This is a genomic window from Ruegeria sp. CG11 (assembly GCF_056537245.1).
In genome coordinates this window covers 130392-149305 of record NZ_JBQFRE010000001.1, presented here as the reverse complement: position 1 = coordinate 149305, position 18914 = coordinate 130392, and the positions used below count along the sequence as shown (strand labels likewise).

17 protein-coding genes are annotated in these 18914 nt (G+C 58.2%); 7 read left to right on the top strand and 10 right to left on the bottom strand.

The window, feature by feature from the left end; translation table 11 throughout:
• Positions 1 to 16 precede the first annotated feature (16 nt).
• Genes ACR0KW_RS00685 through iscR form a run of 4 tightly spaced genes read right to left on the bottom strand, consistent with a single transcriptional unit; the run spans position 17 to position 3318 of the window.
• Positions 17 to 220, bottom strand: a complete 204-nt coding sequence (locus ACR0KW_RS00685) for a hypothetical protein (protein ID WP_480803296.1) — start codon at positions 218 to 220, stop codon at positions 17 to 19.
• Positions 220 to 1740, bottom strand: coding sequence for a Fe-S cluster assembly protein SufB (sufB, locus tag ACR0KW_RS00680; RefSeq protein WP_480803295.1), 1521 nt, complete (start codon positions 1738 to 1740; stop codon positions 220 to 222). Before sufB ends, ACR0KW_RS00685 begins: the two co-directional genes overlap by 1 nt.
• A gap of 18 nt (positions 1741 to 1758) precedes the next feature.
• Positions 1759 to 2802, bottom strand: coding sequence for a cysteine desulfurase family protein (locus ACR0KW_RS00675; RefSeq protein ID WP_480803294.1), 1044 nt, complete (start codon positions 2800 to 2802; stop codon positions 1759 to 1761).
• A gap of 57 nt (positions 2803 to 2859) precedes the next feature.
• Positions 2860 to 3318 (bottom strand): Fe-S cluster assembly transcriptional regulator IscR, encoded by a 459-nt coding sequence (gene iscR, locus ACR0KW_RS00670; protein WP_170324951.1) that lies wholly within the window; start codon positions 3316 to 3318, stop codon positions 2860 to 2862.
• A 177-nt stretch (positions 3319 to 3495) separates the two neighbouring features.
• Between iscR and ACR0KW_RS00665 the strand changes: the two genes are divergently transcribed.
• The 6 genes from ACR0KW_RS00665 (at position 3496) to ACR0KW_RS00640 (ending at position 9287) form a co-directional block, all read left to right on the top strand.
• Entirely contained in the window at positions 3496 to 4149 is a 654-nt protein-coding gene (locus tag ACR0KW_RS00665; RefSeq protein WP_480670305.1) for an alpha/beta hydrolase, read from the top strand.
• On the top strand, positions 4149 to 4394 hold the full coding sequence (locus ACR0KW_RS00660; RefSeq protein ID WP_170324953.1) for a hypothetical protein: 246 nt from the start codon (positions 4149 to 4151) through the stop codon (positions 4392 to 4394). Before ACR0KW_RS00665 ends, ACR0KW_RS00660 begins: the two co-directional genes overlap by 1 nt.
• Positions 4391 to 5548, top strand: a complete 1158-nt coding sequence (locus ACR0KW_RS00655; protein WP_480803293.1) for an HD domain-containing protein — start codon at positions 4391 to 4393, stop codon at positions 5546 to 5548. The genes ACR0KW_RS00660 and ACR0KW_RS00655 overlap by 4 nt, the downstream gene beginning before the upstream one ends.
• Positions 5549 to 5936: 388 nt before the next feature.
• The gene (locus tag ACR0KW_RS00650) at positions 5937 to 6272 is read left to right on the top strand and encodes a DMT family transporter (protein ID WP_480803292.1); all 336 of its coding nucleotides are present in this window, start codon (positions 5937 to 5939) and stop codon (positions 6270 to 6272) included.
• Between the two features lie 76 nt (positions 6273 to 6348).
• Positions 6349 to 8166, top strand: coding sequence for a translational GTPase TypA (gene typA, locus ACR0KW_RS00645; RefSeq protein WP_480803291.1), 1818 nt, complete (start codon positions 6349 to 6351; stop codon positions 8164 to 8166).
• A gap of 458 nt (positions 8167 to 8624) precedes the next feature.
• Positions 8625 to 9287: a hypothetical protein gene (locus ACR0KW_RS00640; RefSeq protein WP_480803290.1), complete on the top strand. Its 663-nt coding sequence runs from the start codon at positions 8625 to 8627 to the stop codon at positions 9285 to 9287.
• Between the two features lie 140 nt (positions 9288 to 9427).
• Here ACR0KW_RS00640 and ACR0KW_RS00635 read toward each other — a convergent pair whose 3' ends face one another.
• The 4 genes from ACR0KW_RS00635 to recA all read right to left on the bottom strand — a co-directional run bounded on the left by ACR0KW_RS00635 (position 9428) and on the right by recA (position 14571).
• Complete coding sequence (locus ACR0KW_RS00635) at positions 9428 to 10051, bottom strand: transglutaminase-like cysteine peptidase (RefSeq protein ID WP_480803289.1); 624 nt, start codon at positions 10049 to 10051, stop codon at positions 9428 to 9430.
• 355 nt (positions 10052 to 10406) lie between these two features.
• Positions 10407 to 10694 carry a DUF1330 domain-containing protein gene (locus ACR0KW_RS00630; protein ID WP_170324958.1) on the bottom strand — a complete coding sequence of 96 codons (288 nt, stop codon included), beginning with the start codon at positions 10692 to 10694 and terminating at the stop codon, positions 10407 to 10409.
• A 1-nt stretch (position 10695) separates the two neighbouring features.
• Complete coding sequence (gene alaS, locus ACR0KW_RS00625) at positions 10696 to 13365, bottom strand: alanine--tRNA ligase (protein WP_480803288.1); 2670 nt, start codon at positions 13363 to 13365, stop codon at positions 10696 to 10698.
• Between the two features lie 138 nt (positions 13366 to 13503).
• Complete coding sequence (gene recA / locus ACR0KW_RS00620) at positions 13504 to 14571, bottom strand: recombinase RecA (protein WP_170324960.1); 1068 nt, start codon at positions 14569 to 14571, stop codon at positions 13504 to 13506.
• Between the two features lie 192 nt (positions 14572 to 14763).
• Here recA and ACR0KW_RS00615 point away from each other — a divergent pair, with 192 nt between their 5' ends.
• Complete coding sequence (locus ACR0KW_RS00615; RefSeq protein WP_480803287.1) at positions 14764 to 15357, top strand: gamma-glutamyl kinase; 594 nt, start codon at positions 14764 to 14766, stop codon at positions 15355 to 15357.
• On the opposite strand, the gene ACR0KW_RS00610 is transcribed toward ACR0KW_RS00615, so the two are convergent.
• Both ACR0KW_RS00610 and ACR0KW_RS00605 read right to left on the bottom strand, forming a co-directional pair.
• Positions 15354 to 17645 carry a hybrid sensor histidine kinase/response regulator gene (locus ACR0KW_RS00610; RefSeq protein WP_480803286.1) on the bottom strand — a complete coding sequence of 764 codons (2292 nt, stop codon included), beginning with the start codon at positions 17643 to 17645 and terminating at the stop codon, positions 15354 to 15356. The two genes, ACR0KW_RS00615 and ACR0KW_RS00610, sit on opposite strands and share 4 nt — an antisense overlap.
• A 104-nt stretch (positions 17646 to 17749) precedes the next feature.
• Complete coding sequence (locus ACR0KW_RS00605) at positions 17750 to 18907, bottom strand: RsmB/NOP family class I SAM-dependent RNA methyltransferase (protein ID WP_480803285.1); 1158 nt, start codon at positions 18905 to 18907, stop codon at positions 17750 to 17752.
• Between the last annotated feature and the right edge of the window lie 7 nt (positions 18908 to 18914).

Here is an 18914-nt window from a genome sequence, read left to right as displayed (position 1 = left end):
CGGCCCCGATAAATTCCTATCCCAGCACTTTGCGGATCAGACGTGCGGCAACCCACCCAAGGATTGCCCCGATGCCGACCGCCCAGACCGGGTTGATGAAGTCCATGTAGAAGATGTTGACGTAGGCCACCCCAAGCAGGCCGCCCAATACCGGCAGTGCATATCCAAGCCAGGTCAGCACATCATCCCTTTGGATGCTTTTCCGGGGTGTCCGCGCCATCAACCGACAGAGCCTTCCAGCGAGATTGCCACCAATTGCTGCGCTTCCATGGCGAACTCCATCGGCAGCGCCTGCAGCACGTCTTTGCAGAACCCGTTGACAACCAGCGCCACGGCCTCTTCCTCGTCCATGCCGCGTTGACGGCAATAGAACAGCTGATCGTCATCCACCTTGGATGTCGTCGCCTCGTGTTCCACGCGCGAAGAATTGTTCTTGACCTCGATATACGGAACCGTATGCGCTCCGCATTTGTCTCCGATCAGCAAGCTGTCGCACTGGGTGTAGTTACGGCTGTCTTTCGCCTTGGGGTGCATAGAGACCAGACCACGATAGGTGTTCTGTGCCTTGCCCGCGCTGATGCCCTTGGACACGATACGCGACTTGGTGTTCTTGCCCAGATGAACCATCTTGGTGCCGGTGTCGGCCTGCTGATAGTTATTGGTGATCGCGATCGAATAAAATTCACCCTGGCTGTCATCTCCGCGCAGGATGCAGGACGGGTATTTCCAGGTCACGGCCGAGCCGGTTTCCACCTGAGTCCACATCACCTTGGATCGGTCGCCGCGGCAATCGGCGCGCTTGGTCACGAAGTTGTAGATGCCGCCTTTGCCGTTCTCATCCCCGGGGAACCAGTTCTGAACGGTCGAGTATTTCACCTCGGCGTCTTCCTCGACGATGATCTCAACCACGGCCGCGTGCAGCTGCGCGGTGTCGCGCTGAGGCGCGGTGCAGCCTTCCAGATAGGACACGTACGAGCCTTTGTCGGCGATGATCAGCGTGCGTTCGAACTGACCCGTGTTTTCCGCGTTGATACGGAAATAGGTGCTCAGCTCCATCGGGCAGCGGACGCCCGGCGGGATGTAGACGAAGGATCCGTCCGAGAACACGGCCGAGTTCAGTGTGGCATAGTAGTTGTCCGAAACCGGAACCACGGTGCCCAGATATTTCTTCACCAGTTCAGGGTGTTCCTTGATCGCCTCGGAGATCGAGCAGAAGATCACGCCATGCTTGGCCAGTTCGTCCTTGAAGGTCGTACCCACGGATACCGAGTCGAAAACCGCATCCACAGCGACCTTGCGGCCTTCTGCGGGCATGTCTTCGGCCCCTTCGACGCCTGCCAAAATCATCTGTTCTTTCAGCGGGATACCCAGCTTTTCGTAAGTGGCCAGCAGCTTGGGATCGACCTCATCCAGCGATTTCGGCTTTTCCTCCATCGATTTCGGACGGGCATAGTAATACTGGTCCTGAAAGTCGATCGGCGGGTAATGCACCATCGCCCATGTCGGCTCTTCCATCTTGGTCCAGCGTTCAAAGGCCGACAGACGCCATTCGGTCATCCACTCCGGCTCTTCGTTTTTCTCAGAGATCAGGCGAACGATATCCGGGTTCACGCCCTTGGGCGCATATTCCATCTCGATATCGGTATCCCAGCCGTATTTGTAAGTGCCGACCTCGCGCACCGCATCCACGGTTTCCTGATCGACACCTTCTTTTACCTGGGTCTGGTCCAAAGCGGCCATATCCTTCACTCCGTCAAATCACGCGGCACGCGCGCGATGCTTTTTCTCTTTTTCAAGCCACGCTTCGGCGAAGCGCAGCACATCTTCTTGCGTGGTCAAAGGGCCAAGCGACACGCGTATCGCGCTGGCTGCTGTGACCTCGTCATAACCCATTGCCGTAAGAACCGCGCTGGCGCGGACTTTGCCGCTGGAACAGGCTGATCCCGCACTCACCGCAAAACCCGCCAGGTCCATCTGCATCACCTGCGTTTCGCCCTTCCAGCCAGGGGTGGCGAAACACAAGGTATTGGGCAGGCGATCCTGATCTTTCCCGACAAAAATAGTAGATTTAGAACCAGCCTCAAGGGCCTTTTCTAGAATATTTCTAAATTCTTGAACCTGCTCCCAAACACCATTGGCCAGATCCCGAGCCGCTGCCTCAGCTGCAGCCCCGAACCCCGCTATTCCAATGACATTTTCCGTGCCCGAGCGGCGGCCCATCTCCTGGCCTCCGCCCTTGATCTGGGCAGGCAAATCCGTGCCACGCTTCATCACGATAGCGCCGATGCCCTTTGGGCCGCCAAACTTATGGGCCGAGATCAGCGCCATTTGTGTTTCCAGCCAATTGAAAGCGACCGGCAGTTTACCAAAGGCCTGCGTTGCATCGGTCACGGCCAGTCCCTTGGGTAGCTTCTGAACGATCCCGGTTTCCGAATTGGCCAATTGCAGGGTCGAGTTTGCCGGCTCTGACACCTGCACCTGACCGGATTTCGCGGCATGCAAAACCTCGGCAATCCAAGCCCTTACAGCATCATGCTCAATCGCAGAGCCGTGCAGGTTACGGCCACCGAGCGCCAGCGCCGCCCCCTCGGTCGAGCCCGAAGTGAACACGATATCCGCTCCATCGGCCCCAAATGCGGATGCAATTTGCGCCCGCGCGCGCTCCACCACTGCTTTGGCCGCGCGCCCCTCGGCATGAACCGAGGACGGGTTACCGCATAACTCCATCGCTGCGATCATCGCGTCGCGCGCCTCGGGTCGCAAAGGGGTTGTCGCGTTGTGATCCAGGTAAACACGAATCATGGATTCACCTTTTTCCAAACGCGAAAACCCTGGGTGCCGAATCCATGGTGCATTGCGTCACTCATCGACAACGGCAAACAGGCTGGGCACCGCGGGGCACGGGGCCAGATCGTTTTTGATTACATCCGACAACCGCGTCTGATGCAGGAAGACATAGACATGTGCGCTGAGGCTTTCCCACAGACGGTTGGTCAGCGATTGCGCCCGACTTCCCGATGACGCTCCGGACGCCCCTGCGCCTTTTTGCAGCGCATCAACCGTTTCATCAACCGCAGCCAAAACTTCGACCACGCGAATTTCCGATGCAGGGCGCGCCAAACGGTAGCCACCACCCGGCCCGCGAACCGAAGACACCAAATCAGCACGGCGCAGTTTCACAAAAAGCTGTTCCAGATACGGAAGCGAGATATCCTGCCTTTCTGAAATTTCCCCCAATGTTACAAGGGTATCCTCAGGCTGAGTAGCAATATCGGCCAGCGCAACCATTGCGTAACGACCCTTGGTCGAAAGCTTCATTGTCTACTCCTCTAGGCTAGTACCGCGCGAAAACATTGACGCCGCCGCTGCCAGTGCGTATCTCCGACAGGCAGCAACTTGCGCAAAGCAATACAATTAGAACCGTTCTAAGGTGCCTGACGATAACAGTCAAGTATATCCCGGCACCCGGAAGAAAAAGACAGGACTAAAGCACACATGCCCGAGGTGATTTTTCCCGGACCCGAAGGCCGCCTGGAAGGCCGATACCACCCGCAAAAGGAAAAAGACGCACCGATCGCCATCGTGCTGCACCCGCATCCGCAATTCGGCGGGACCATGAACAACAAGGTCGTCTACAACCTGCATTATGCGTTCTACAACATGGGTTTCACCGTGTTGCGCTTTAACTTCCGCGGCGTTGGCCGCAGCCAAGGCGAATACGACCAGGGCGTGGGTGAGCTGAGCGATGCAGCATCGGCGCTGGATTACCTGCAGTCGATGAACAACAACTCGAAACACTGCTGGGTCGCCGGTTTCTCGTTCGGCGCGTGGATCGGAATGCAACTGCTGATGCGCCGCCCGGAAATCACCGGGTTCATTAGCGTGTCGCCGCCCGCAAACATGTATGACTTTTCGTTCCTGGCGCCCTGCCCCTCGTCCGGCCTGATCATCAATGGCTCGGCTGACCGCGTGGCGCCTCCGGCTGACACCACCTCGCTGGTGAACAAACTGCACGAGCAAAAAGGCATAACCATCACCCATAACGAGGTGGAAGGCGCTGACCACTTCTTCCAGGAACGTCACATGGACACGCTGATCACCGATGTCAGCGACTATGTGAAACGCCGCCTGACCGAGAACACGCGCTGATGTCTGACACCATCACCACCCTCGCGTCGAAACTGGCCGAGGACACGATGAAAGTGATGGACGAAACCGGGGACGACCGCTTTTTTGTCGAGGTGGGCGATCTTCTGGGGGCGTCCTCTCAGACGTTGGAAGAGGCGTTCCTGACCGAAATCCGCGTCCGGTTGGCCGAGCGGAAAGCCCGCAAATTCGTGATTCAGAAACTGACGGATCACCGTTCCAAAACAAAAGCGATCGAGAAACAATGACCGAAAGACTGTCCGCGCAGATCGAATTCCTGAAACGCGCGGACAGCCTGAAATCGGTTGATCGCGCCAACTTTCTTCTGGACCAGTCCCGCCCGGAGAACGCCGCCGAACATAGCTGGCAACTGGCGCTTTGGGCGCTGGTGATGCAGCCTTTGGCCGGTGCGGATGTCAGCATCGACCGGGTCATTCGGATGCTGCTACTGCATGATCTGGTCGAGATCATCGTGGGCGACCACCCAATCCACCTGCAAACCGACTGGCAGGCCGTCGAGCGGCTTGAGAAAGCTGCCGCAGCTGAGCTGTTCGGACTTTTGCCCGCAGATCAGGCCGCCGACTGCCTTGCTTTGTGGCAGGAATTCGAGGCCGACCAGAGCCCGGATGCGAAATTTGCCAAGTATCTGGATCGGTGCCAGCCGATGTTCCAGGTTCTGTGTGCGCCTAATCCAATGCCTGAACACCGGGCAATCGTTCAGGACAATTTAAACGGCGGGCGCGCAACCTATCTGAAGACCGAGTTTCCCGAGGCCTACGCCGCGGCTCAAAGCCTGCTGGACGGTGACCAGCCCGCGGAAACACCCTTCTCGACGCGCCTTGCCTTTCTGGCCGAGACCGACCAGCTGAAATCCGTCTATCGCGCGTCGCGCCTGCTGGACGGCTCGAGGCGCGAGAACTCGGCTGAGCATTCCTGGCACATCATGTTGTATGCGTGGATTCTGGCCGAACACGCAGCCCCCGGTGCCTCGATCGACCGCGCACTGAAAATGCTGTTGCTGCATGATATCGTTGAAATTGACGCCGGAGATCATCCCATCCACGGACAGGTCGACCACGCCGCGCAGGAGGCCGAGGAACAGGCCGCCGCAGAACGCTTGTTCGGTCTGCTGCCAGAAGACCAGAAAGAGGCCTTTATGTCCTTGTGGCACGAGTTCGAAGCAGCCGACAGCCCGGATGCCCGTTTCGCCAAGGCCATAGATCGCTTTCAGGCCCCGGTCGGCAACCTTGCTACGGGTGGCGGATCATGGACGGATTACAACGTCACCTATGCCCAGATCGAACAGCGTGTCGGCACCCCGATCAAGCGGGGCGCACCGGGCCTGTGGACGTGGCTACAGCCGCAGCTTGATGCCTTTTTCACTGCTACAACAAACACCTAGGCAAAAGAAAAAGAGGCCCAGAAGCCTCTTTTTCCGTGTTTCAGCAGGCGCTCAAACCTGAATACTATCTAACCGTTCAACAAAATTGACCGCGTTTTTGTCGACGGACCCCCCGCCAGCAAGCCACCCAAGCGCCACAATCAGCGCTGAAACAATGACAATATATCTCGCGAATTTCGTCATAAAAAACACTCACAAAACAAAAACCTTTAAAAACAAAAGCTTTTTATCACAGAGTATCGTGCAAAAACAGTCAGGTTATCCTGACCCTACGACAGGCACTCAAGACTGAGTGGCGCCTTCGGGCGGGCATTCAGGCCGAAATTTCTCTTGCTCGCCCGGCTGATTTCGTGCTCAACCTCGCAAAACTTCTGTCGAGAACCTCACCGTGCCCCACGCTTATCTGATCCTGTTTCTGGCGGTCATCGCCGAGACCATTGGTACGACGGCCCTGCAAGCCAGTCAGCAGTTCAGCCGTCTCTGGCCATCTGTGCTGGTCGTGGTCAGCTATGGAATTGCTTTCTATCTGCTGGGTCTGACGCTGAAATTCATGCCTGTCGGGATCGTCTACGCGATCTGGTCCGGCCTTGGCATCGTTTTCATCGCGATCATCGGCTTTATCGTCTTTGGGCAGAGACTGGACTGGCCAGCGGTCATCGGCCTTGTGATGATTCTTACCGGAATCCTGATCATTCACCTGTTTTCCAAGACGGCAGGGCACTGATTTTCGGTTAGGGCTGGTATATTTTGTCGCGCCGCGTTATGCGCGCGGCAACTTCCCGTTCAAAGGCTGACCTCTCATGGACCTGCGCAATATCGCAATCATCGCTCACGTGGACCACGGTAAGACGACCCTGGTGGATGAGCTGCTCAAACAATCCGGCGCGTTCCGGGAAAATCAAGCCGTGGCCGAGCGTGCCATGGACAGCAACGACCTCGAACGCGAGCGCGGGATCACCATCCTCGCCAAGGCCACTTCGGTCGAGTGGAAAGGCACGCGGATCAACATCGTCGACACCCCCGGCCACGCTGATTTCGGCGGTGAGGTCGAGCGGATCCTTAGCATGGTCGACGGCGTTGTCCTGCTGGTCGACGCTGCCGAAGGCCCGATGCCGCAGACCAAGTTCGTGACCTCCAAAGCGCTGGCTCTGGGTCTGCGCCCCATCGTGGTCCTAAACAAAGTCGACAAGCCGGATGCTGAGCCTGACCGCGCACTGGACGAATGTTTCGACCTGTTCGCCAACCTTGGCGCCGATGACGATCAGTTGGATTTCCCTGCCATGTACGCCTCGGGCCGTTCGGGCTGGGCCGACATAGAGCTGGACGGTCCCCGCAAGGACCTGACCGCCCTGTTCGACCTGATCGTCGACCACGTCCCTGCCCCCAAACAGGCAGACAAAAAAGACGAGCCCTTCCGGATGCTGGCCACCACACTGGGCAGCGACCCGTTCATCGGCCGCATCCTGACCGGTCGTGTGGAAAGCGGCACGCTGAAAGCCGGTGACAGCCTTAAGGCGCTGTCGCGTGACGGCACGCTGATCGAGAACTTCCGCGCTTCGAAAATCCTGGCCTTCCGCGGCCTGGCGCAACAGCCCATCGACGTGGCCGAAGCCGGTGACATCGTCACCATCGCAGGCATGAGCAAGGCCACCGTGGCCGACTCGCTGGTCTCGCCGCAGGTCGAAGAGGCGCTGCCCGCCCAGCCAATCGACCCGCCGACCATCACTGTGACCTTCGGCATCAACGATTCTCCTCTGGCTGGACGGGACGGCAAAAAAGTTCAGTCTCGCGTCATCCGTGATCGTCTGATGAAAGAGGCGGAATCGAACGTCGCTATCCGCATCACCGACACCCCCGGCGGCGAAGCCTTCGAGGTTGCCGGTCGTGGCGAATTGCAGATGGGTGTTCTGATCGAGAACATGCGCCGCGAAGGTTTCGAGCTCAGCATCTCGCGTCCGCAAGTTCTGTTCCGGGACGAAGACGGCCAGCGTATGGAGCCCATCGAAGAGGTTACCATCGATGTGGACGACGAGTTTTCGGGCGCGGTGATTGAAAAGGTCACCGGTGCGCGCAAAGGCGAACTGGTCGAAATGCGCCCCGCCGGCGCAGGCAAAACCCGGATCATCGCGCATGTGCCGTCACGCGGCCTGATCGGATACCATGGCGAGTTTCTGACCGACACACGCGGCACCGGCGTGCTGAACCGTGTGTTCCATGGCTGGGCAGCCCACAAAGGCCCGATCCCGGGCCGTCGCGCAGGCGTACTGATCTCGATGGAAAATGGTCAGGCCGTTGCCTATGCCCTGTGGAACCTCGAAGAGCGTGGCCGCATGTTCGTTGGTCCCCAAACCGATGTGTATCAAGGCATGGTGATCGGTGAGCATTCGCGCGACAACGATCTGGAAGTGAACCCGCTCAAAGGTAAAAAGCTGACCAATGTGCGCGCCAGCGGATCTGACGACGCGGTACGGCTGACTCCCCATGTACAGTTTTCACTGGAAGAAGCCATCGCCTATATCGACGATGACGAACTGGTCGAGGTTACCCCAAACGCCGTTCGCCTGCGCAAACGCTTTCTGGATCCGCACGAGCGTAAACGCATGGCAAAGTCTGCCTAAGGTTGACAGTCTTGTTGTTCACATTTGTGAAACAATACTACAGCGACGGCGGTTTTTCATCCGTAGCGGCCCCATAAATTACCGAAAAGCCCGCCAAACTGGCGGGCTTACTTTTTGTTTTTTGGTTATTTTCAACTTTAGGGTGTATAACTCAATTCCATTCCATACATGCTCCCCTTGAAATTGTGACCAAAAACGGATGTAATTAAGGAATAAGTGTGGCGCGATAGTATTACATGAGCCATGTGTCACCGCAGTTTGTGCGGCGAGTGTTTAACGAGTTTTGAAGGAGTGGCGCCATGCGCGTGAAGTCTCGACTATTGTCTATTGTATTTGTTTCAGCGACATTCCCACTGATCACAGCCAGTGCGGCACTAGCAGAAAGATGTAATATCAAAACAGCTCGGCACTCCGTGTCGACTGATACTTTGTGCGCCTGTACGGTCGTCGATACGAGGATGTTGCGCTACATTCAGCGACGGGCTGATTTCGAAGATATCCTGGCGCGAACTCTGGAAAGCTGTCCAGCATTTGCTGCAGTTCTGACTGACCCGACAACAGCGACTGTGGCAGCATCGGCGCGTGATGGTGAGGATTCTGACTCCGGTCTCGCAGGTACATCTAGCGGCGACGATGGTAACCCATCTTCCACAGGCAATGACAACGGCAACGACGGTGGCGATGATGGCAACAACGTCGGTGACGACGGTGGCGACGACAGCAACAACGGCGGTGACGACGTCGGCAACAACGGCGACGGCGGTAGCAACGGCAGCGGCAACAACGGCGACGGCAACGGCAACGGCGGTAATAACGGCGACGGCGGTAACAACGGTGACGGCAACGGCGGTAATAACGGCAGCGGTGGCAACGAAGGCGACGGCAATGGCGGCAATAACGGCAACGGCGGTAACGACGGCGACGGCAACGGCGGCAACAACGGCAGCGGTGGCAACGAAGGCAGCGGCAACGGCGGCAATAACGGCGACAGCGGCAACACCGGTGACGGCAACGGCGGCAACAACGACAGCGGCAGCGGCGGCAACACCGGTGGCGCCGGTACTGGCGGCGGTGACGGCGGTGGTAATTCCGGAGGCGCTGGCAGCGGCGGGGTTTTCTAATTAAAACGCTGCGGGCTCGCGTCATAAATCAATATGTAGCGCAGCCGAATCCGAAAAACAAAGCTTTGAAAATGAAAAGGGCGGCCCTCGCGTCGCCCTTCCATATGCCTCAATAAGCCGAGAAGGTAGCAGGAGATGTATTAACTGCGGCTGTAAACCCCAACCCAACCACTGGGTTTCCGCGGGTTTTGCATCCGAAGAAACAAATAACGCGTTGCCGACCATGGCTTGATCTGATCTGTCAGGTTATCCAAAACCAGATCACCACTTGCCGAGCGGTAAACGAGCACTGCATGTGCATTCCGCTGCGTGTCCAACACCGTCGCGATAAGCAATTTGCTGGGATCGACCCCGGCGCGAATGAGGTCCCGTTTCTTCAGCAGCGCGAAATCTTCACAATCCCCACCCCGAGACGTCGGTAGCGCCCATCTTTCAGCGGTCCGGTATTGTGAAAAATCCGTCACAGAACGTGTGGTTGCGTTGACCTGACGATTGACCCGCCGGATTATCTTCATTTCCTGCTGGCTGGACATGGGCGCAGACGCCTTACCGGAACAGGCCCAACTGTACTGACGGCACAATTGACGGGCGCCCGAAGGCGGCGGCGACGCCGCGACGATTTTGAGAAAGCTGCCTTCGCGTGCTTCTACAGCGGTGCCCGCGGCAAAAGCGCTTGATGCCAGCACGGCGACTGCGAACAATCGCCCCATAGATGAGGTCAACCGCGCAATAACGGCTCTGAATTCAGTGCTCAACGGTTTCATGCCTGTTCCTCAATCCAAATTCACCCATGCGATTGCGAACAACGGGACCATAGATTGTTTTGCTAACTATCAGTGCATGGGGCCGTGTGCGCAATCTGTGCTGAGGTTGCAAGCAAATAGAGGCGGAAATTCGTTCCGAATTTTGACCATTTCAGGCAAGAATTGAGGGAATCTCGCCACAATCTTAGGGTGACCTAACATAAACTTTTCACCCGACATCGGCGATAAGCATTTGAAAGACTTAACTGGAAACTGATTGGAAAACGAAAAGGCGGCCACTCAGACCGCCTAATTTACGCGTTGGCTGAAATCCGCCCAGCCGATCAGAATTTGGCACAAGTTTGCCGAGGTGATTCTAGTCGGTGATCTCGACAACGACCAATTCACGCTCGCTGGCGCCGCGGGCGTGGTCCAACGCAGCCTGATATTCGGGGGATTCGTAGCACTCCACCGCAGCCTCGACTGAAGGGAACCGGGCAACCACATTGCGAGGCCGCTCTTTGCCTTCAAGCTGTACATAACGCGCGGCACGGGCGATGAACTCACCCCCGTGCTTGGCAATGGCAGGGCCCGCCAACTCGGCGTATTTTCCATAGGCCTCGGCGTCAGTCACGGTGACATGGGCAATCCAGAGTGCGGGCATGTTATCCTCCCAATACTTGCTCAGCGGCTTTGATCGCCGCATCGGAATTCGAGGCGTCACGGCCACCGCCCTGCGCCATATCGGGGCGTCCGCCACCGCCTTTTCCACCCAGTTCGACCACTGCGGCCCGAACCAGATCAACGGCCGAAACCTTGTCCGTCAGGTCCGAGGTCACACCGGCCGCAACGGCAGCCTTGCCACCGGCATCCGCAATCAGCAGCACCGCGCCCGTGCCCATCCGGCTTTTGTGTTCGTCGATCAACGCAGGTAGATCCTTGCCCGAAACACCGCTCAACGCCTGGGCCAGGAAGGGTACTCCGTTCACGTCGCGGGCCTCGGCTCCGCCCTGCCCCGAGCCGCCCGCCATCGCCAGATCACGGCGCAGCTGAGCAACTTCGTTCTGCAAGGCCTTGCGCTCATCCAGCAGTGACTTGACCCGGTTGACCACATCATCAGGCTGCGCCTTCAATTCGGCCGCAATCTTTCCAAGCCGTTGATCTTGTGCCGAAAGATGGCGGAAAGCCTCATCCCCGGTCAGCGCTTCGATCCGGCGTACGCCCGCACTGCTGGCGCTGTCACCCAGCACGAAAAAGGTGCCGATATCTCCGGTTTGACGCACGTGGGTCCCACCGCACAGTTCGATCGACCAAGTTTCGCCGTCATGTCCTTTACCGGTCGGGGCCTTGCCCATCGACACAACGCGAACCTCGTCGCCGTATTTCTCACCGAACAGCGCCTGAGCACCCAGTTCACGCGCATCGTCCGGCGTCATGATCCGGGTCTCAACGGTCGAGTTCTGGCGGATGAAGTCATTCACATCGCGTTCGACCTTCTGGATTTCCTCTGGGCTCAGCGCTTTGGAGTGGCTGAAGTCGAACCGCAGCCGGTCCGACGCGTTCAGTGACCCGCGTTGCGCCACGTGATCACCCAGCGTTTCGCGCAGCGCCTCATGCAGCAGGTGCGTGGCCGAGTGGTTGGCCCGGATCGCCGTGCGGCGCGCGTGATCGACTGCAAGCTCAACCGAGTCGCCTTTTGACAAGGCACCCTGGCTGACCGTCACCCGATGCGCATAGACCTTGCCTTCGGCAAACTTGCGCGTGTCTTCAATCCGCGACACATCCTGCATGTTCTCGAGACGCCGGATTTCACCAGTATCGCCGACCTGACCACCGGCTTCGCCGTAAAATGGCGTTTGATTGACGATAACCCAGCCGGTGCCACCTTGTTCGATCTTGTCAACCAGTACACCGTCAACAACCAGTGCGGCCACCTGCCCTTCGGCTTTCTCGGTATCGTAGCCAAGGAAATCCGTGGCCCCGGCCTGATCCAGTACGTCGAACCAAATGGCCTGATCCGCGGCCTCGCCCGACCCGGCCCATGCAGCGCGGGCCTTGGCCTTTTGCTCGGCCATGGCAGCATCGAAACCATCTGTATCTACCGTCAGGCCTTTCTCGCGCAGCGCGTCCTGCGTCAAGTCCAGCGGGAAACCGTAAGTGTCATACAGCTTGAACGCCGCATCACCAGACAGAGCCGCACCTTCGGACAGGTCCGCAACCTCGTCATCCAACAGCTTCAAGCCGCGATCCAAGGTCTGCTTGAAGCGTGTTTCTTCCAGCAACAACGTTTCTTCGATCAGCGGCTGCGCCTGGCCCAGTTCGGAATACTGCGCGCCCATCAATTGCACCAGCGTCGGCACCAGACGGTGCATGACCGGATCTTTCGCCCCCAACAGATGCGCGTGTCGCATAGCCCGGCGCATGATCCGACGCAGGACGTAACCGCGACCGTCATTGCTGGGCATTACCCCGTCCGCAATCAGGAACGAGGTCGAACGCAGGTGGTCCGCAATCACCCGATGGTGGACGTTTTGGTCCCCGTAAGGATCAACCCCGGTCGCATCCGCCGACGCCTCGATCAGCGTCTTGAACAGATCGGTGTCATAATTGTCATGGCTACCCTGTAGCAGCGCGCCAATCCGCTCCAGCCCCATGCCGGTGTCGATCGACTGCATGTCGAGTTCGACCATCGAGCCGTCCTCGAACTGTTCGTTCTGCATGAAAACGATATTCCAGATTTCGATGAACCGGTCGCCATCTTCCTCGGCCGAACCCGGAGGGCCACCCCAGATGTGATCGCCGTGGTCATAGAAAATCTCGGTGCACGGCCCGCACGGGCCGGTCGGACCCATTTGCCAGAAATTGTCATTGGTCGCGATGCGGATGATCCGGTCTTCGGGAACGCCGACTTTTTTCCAGATCTCAAACGCCTCATCATCAGTGTGATACACCGTGGTCAGCAGACGGCTCTTGTCGATGCCGAATTCCTTGGTGATCAGTTCCCACGCAAAGGGGATCGCGTCTTGCTTGAAGTAATTTCCGAATGAGAAATTCCCCAGCATCTCAAAGAACGTATGATGCCGCGCGGTGTATCCGACATTGTCCAGGTCGTTGTGTTTACCTCCGGCGCGCACACATTTCTGCGCCGTGGTCGCACGCTGATAATCGCGGGTTTCCACGCCGGTAAACAGGTTTTTGAACTGCACCATGCCCGAGTTCACGAACATCAGCGTCGGATCATTGCGCGGGACCAGAGGGCTGGACGCCACCACCTCATGCCCCTGTTTGGCAAAGTAGTTCAGAAAGGTCGATCGGATATCGTTCAGCGTGGGCATAAGCTTCTCTCAGCGCGCAATCATATTGTGTTGAAACGGGTTTATCGCCGTCCCTGCGGATAGTCCACAGCATTGGAGGCGCCGAACGAAACAAGGCGGCCCAGCGGACCGCCTTGCATGAGAAATTCTCAGTACCCGTTAGGCTTCGAGGATATCATCATCCTCGGCAGCACCCGGCGGCATGTCGAACTCCAGACCGTGCGCGGCACGAATCTTGTCTTCGATCTCCAGCGCAGCACGACTGTTGTCGCGCAGGTATTGCTTGGCGTTCTCCCGCCCCTGCCCGATCCGTTCGTCACCATAGCTGAACCACGAGCCCGACTTCTCGACCACACCGGCCTTGACGCCCAGATCCAGCAACTCGCCCATCTTGCTGATGCCTTCGCCATACATGATGTCAAATTCCACCTGCTTGAACGGCGGTGCCACCTTGTTCTTGACGACCTTGACGCGGGTCTGGTTGCCGACCACCTCGTCCCGATCTTTGATCGCGCCGATCCGGCGGATATCCAGACGGACCGAGCTGTAGAATTTCAGCGCATTACCACCGGTCGTGGTTTCCGGGCTGCCGAACATCACGCCGATTTTCATCCGAATCTGGTTGATGAAGATAACCATGCAGTTCGAACGACTGATTGAGCCGGTCAGTTTGCGCATCGCCTGGCTCATCAGACGGGCTTGCACACCGACATTGCTGTCGCCCATGTCGCCTTCCAGCTCGGATTTCGGCGTCAGCGCCGCCACCGAGTCGACCACGACCATGTTCACTGCACCCGACCGCACCAGCGTGTCGGTGATCTCCAGCGCTTGTTCGCCGGTGTCGGGCTGCGAGATCAGCAACTCATCCAGATCTACGCCCAGCTTGCGGGCATACTGCGGGTCCAGCGCGTGTTCCGCGTCAACGAACGCACATACACCACCGCGTTTCTGCTGCTCTGCAATACAGTGCAGCGTCAGCGTCGTCTTACCCGAGCTTTCCGGTCCGTAAATCTCAACAATCCGGCCCATCGGCAGACCGCCTATCCCCAGCGCAATGTCCAGACCCAAAGAGCCGGTCGAGCTTGCGTCGATATCCTGCTTGGCGTCCTCGCCCAGCTTCATGATCGAGCCCTTGCCGAACTGCCGTTCAATCTGCGCCAATGCGCTGTCGAGCGCCTTTTGCTTGTCTGCGTTTTTCTTGTCGCTCATCGTCAGAAGATCCGCCATTGTCCTGTCGCCTTCCCTTTTGTCACACCCTTGAACGGGCGGCAATCGCTGCTTTGTTCGCCTCTTGTTCCTTATGGGACCAAAAAGAGAACATTTCAACTAAAACTTACAATACTTACTGTTCAGCAATTGTGTTAAAGAGTCGTTTACGCCAATCTGCGACAGTAACAAAGATTGGCAAAGGGCGACTAAATGCTTGTTTTCTATAAGGAACGCCTTGCGTTTCTGGCCGTTCCCAAAACAGGCAGCACGGCATATCACACCGCCCTGCGCGACCGCGCCGACTTTGTCGTGACGGGTCCGCCAGAGCTGAAACACGCCCCCGTGCGGCGCTATGACCGCTTTTTTCAGAACATCTTTCGGAAAATGTACGACACCGAAATGGAGATCATGGCGGTCGTGCGCGAACCGATCGATTGGTTGGGCAGCTGGTACAAGTTCCGTAGCCGGGATGATCGGATTGGGCATCCGCATTCCACCCGCAACCTGAGCTTTGATGATTTCGTGCAAGCCTATATGCAAAGCCCCCGCCCCGAATTTGCTGATGTCGGCAGCCAGAGCCAGTTCTTCCGCACCCGGAGCAACGGTTTTGGCGCCAGCTACGTCTTTAAGTATGAAAACCAGGACAAGATCCTGAATTTCCTGCAGGACCGGCTGAACATGCAGATCGACCTGAAACAGGAAAACGTCTCACCCCATCGCGAACTGCTGCTGTCGCCCGAGACGGAACGCAAATTCCACAAGCGGCACGCGGCCGAGTTCGCCTGTCATGACGCAGCGCTTTAGTTGATTTGCTGAAACACCGCCTCGGTCAGTTGATTCAGCGAGAACGGCTTGGGCAGGAAGGTGGAATTCGCGATCTCGGGACCGGAATCTCCGAACGCGCCTTCGGTATAGCCGGACATGAAGATCACCCTTGTATCCGGCCGCGTCTCCATCGCTTTGCGAACCCAGGTCGGCCCGTCCACGCCGGGCATGACCACATCGGTGACAAAGACATCGACATTCAGCGCGCCGTCTTCCAGCAGGCGCAGCGCCTCTTCGGCCGACTCGGCCTCGAGCACGGTATAGCCCTTCAACCGCAGCGCACGTGTCGCGAAGGCGCGAACCGGCGCCTCGTCTTCGACCAACAGAACAACCCCTTCGCCCTGACGCGCGGTTTGCGTATCGGCGGCGGGTATCACGTCGGGTTGGGCTTCAGGCGTGGCAACTGAGACAGGCAGGTAGACGATGAATTCCGTCCCGTGCCCCTGAAGGCTGTCGACAAAAATGAATCCGCCCGTCTGCTTGACGATGCCATACACCGTCGACAAACCCAGACCGGTGCCTTCCCCGGTGCGTTTGGTGGTATAAAACGGTTCGAACACCTTCTGCAGCTTGTCCGCAGGAATGCCGACGCCGCTGTCGATCACCTTGACGGTGACATATTCGCCCGGCTGCACCGTCGCCCGGTCGCGCGCGAGGGATTCGTTCAGCACCACAACCTCGGTCTCGATCCGCACTTCGCCGCCATCGGGCATGGCATCACGCGCATTCACAACGAGGTTCATAAGCACCTGCTCAAGCTGCCGTTTGTCAGCCCGCACAGGTTTCAGAACCGGATCGTGGCTGAGGATCAGGCGGACTTTCTCGCCCACCAGCCGGTTCAGCAGGTGGATCAGGTCCGAGATCGTATCCCGCAGATCCAGCACCTCGGGCTGCAGCGTCTGTTTCCGCGAAAAAGCCAGCAACTGACTGACCAGAGCGGCCGCCCTGTTGGCGTTCTGGTTGATCTGTACGAGGTCCCCATAGTTCGGGTCATTCTGGTCATGCCGCAACAGCAGCAGATCGCAATGCCCCGATATCGCCGTCAGCAGGTTGTTGAAGTCATGGGCAACGCCGCCGGCCAGTTGCCCGACTGCCTGCATTTTTTGCCCCTGAACAAACTGCGCTTCAAGCGTCTTAAGCTCAGTGGCGTCGTTCAGTACCGCAATCAGTTGAACCTGCCCATCATTCACCACGCGGTTCAGCGTGACCTGAACGAACACCTCTTTGTCCTGCCGGGTCAGGCGCAGGAACTCGGACCGCATTGCCGGTTCCTGGGCGGCCGTGCGGACTAACCAGTCCAATACCGGATAGCCAAGCCCGTGCATGATCTGGTCCGCATTGGTTTCGCCGGGCGCGATATCCCCGATCAGCTTCACGGCCAGTCGGTTAGCCTCCAAAATCCGCCCATCGGGTGCAAGGCGCACGATGGGAACCGGCAAATCGGCAAAGGAAGTCCCGCTGTTGGCCTGACCCACCGCCTCTGTCGGCAGCACGAGCAGGTTGCGCACGGTGCCGGACCGGTTAAGCTCGCACACGGCGGCAGAGACGGTTCCATTTGCCGTCTGAACCTGCAGGATGTCGCCCTGCTGGCCCGGGTCGGCAGAAAGGACCTGTTGAAGCCTGTCCGGCCTGTGCCCCAGCAAATGAGCCGCCGCAACATTGACCCGCAGCAATGTGCCGTTGCGACCTTCGGTCAGTACCGGAACGGCAACTTCGTCCCACTGTCCCGGGGTGTCCAGATGAAATCGCCAGCAATACAGACCGTTGCCGACGTCGAAAACCGAAACTGGAATGGTCGATCCGACGGTCACGATGTCTTCGCGCGCTTTGCCAAAAATCTCGGCTTTCGACTGCAGACGCAACAGGACTGCCGCAGGATTCGCAAACATGGACTTCAGGCAGTGCTCCAATCGTACGCCCGGAAAGGCCTGAAACTTGTTTCGCGCCTCGGAATTGGCCGCCAGAATATCACCCTGAGCGTTTGCGATCATGCAGGGAAACAAATCCTGCTCGGCGAAAACCGCCATGGTCTCCACCGCCTGCTGCGCCAGATGGTCCACGATCTTTCCGCGAAGCACCACCAGGAAACTCGCCGCCAGCAGCGATACACCCGCGACGACAAAACCGGTGTGCCAAAGCTGCGGCACAAGACCCACAACGGGCGCAAGGCTCAGCAGTGCGCCGATGACGACCAATGGGGCCAGTCGCAATCCGGACGGGGCGTTTTGAAAGGACGGATCAGAGAAAGTTTCCGTTGTATCAGTCATAAACAACTCAGATCAGTGGGCTTTCACGCAGTCAGCCCAAATAAGGTTAATGCCCGCTTAAAAGAAACCGGGAACTCTCCTTTGAGTTGCTATGACCTGATGCGCTATCGCGTCAAGTGTGATGTGAAGAAACCGTCCGTGCCGTGGGAGACAAGCCACGTTTTCCGAAATTTCTCGGACCAGTCCGGATGTGTTCGCAAGAAGCCGTCGACAACTTCCCCGTTTTCGTCGTCCAGCATTGAGCAGGTCGCGTAGGCCAGAACACCACCCGGCGCGGTCATCGGCGCCAGTTGGTCCAGAATGGAGACCTGAATACCCATCAGTTCCTGCAGGCGACTTTCGGTCAGCGCCCATTTCCCCGCCGGAGCCCGCCGCCACGACCCACTGCCGGAACACGGTGCGTCCGCAAGGATCACGTCGAATGGGGTCTGTTGCGCAAGATCCTGGGTCGTCAGAATCTCCACCCGCACACCGGCCCGGTCCGCCCGCAACGGAATATCCCGCATTCGTGCGGCATTCACGTCATGGGCAAAAACCGACACCCCTTCTTGCGCGGCCAGGGCCAAAGATTTACCGCCGCCACCTGCGCAATAATCCAACACCCGCATACCCGGACGCAAATCCAACGCTGCGACTACCGCCTGGCTGGCCGCGTCCTGAAGCTCGACCAGTCCATCCACGTAAGCCCGGCTTAGTGCGATCTTGCGCGCGCCTTCGGTGACCTCCAACGCCGTTTTACAAGCCGGATGCGCCGTGGCGATAATCCCATCCGTGGCCAACGCAGCGATCGCCTTGGACGCATCCGCCTTGATCAGGTTGACTCGCAGGTGCACAGGCGCACGGCTTTGCAGGGCTTGCGCAACCGGCATCGCCTGGTCCCCTAGCGAGGACTCGAACCTATGCCAAAGCCAATCAGGGATATCGTACTGCTCGGCCTCGGAGACGAAATCACGTCCGACTTCGGTTTCGGCCAATACCTCGGGGGCGTGACGGAATCCCGAGAACACATCCTCTATCGGCGCACCGGATGCGCGCACGGCACCGATCATCAAACCACGCCCGGTCTCGGCCCCACCGAGCGCTGCAAAGGATCGTTTGCACCGCAATGCAGTGAATACATGATCGCGGACCGCAGCCCGATCCTTGGAACCGGCAAACCGGCTGCGGCGAGCCCAGTTGGTCAGAGATTTCTCGACGGGCGCGCCCGAGAGAATCTCATCAAGGATTTCGATCGAAGCCTGAATACGTGCGGCCGGAGTCATGCTGTCT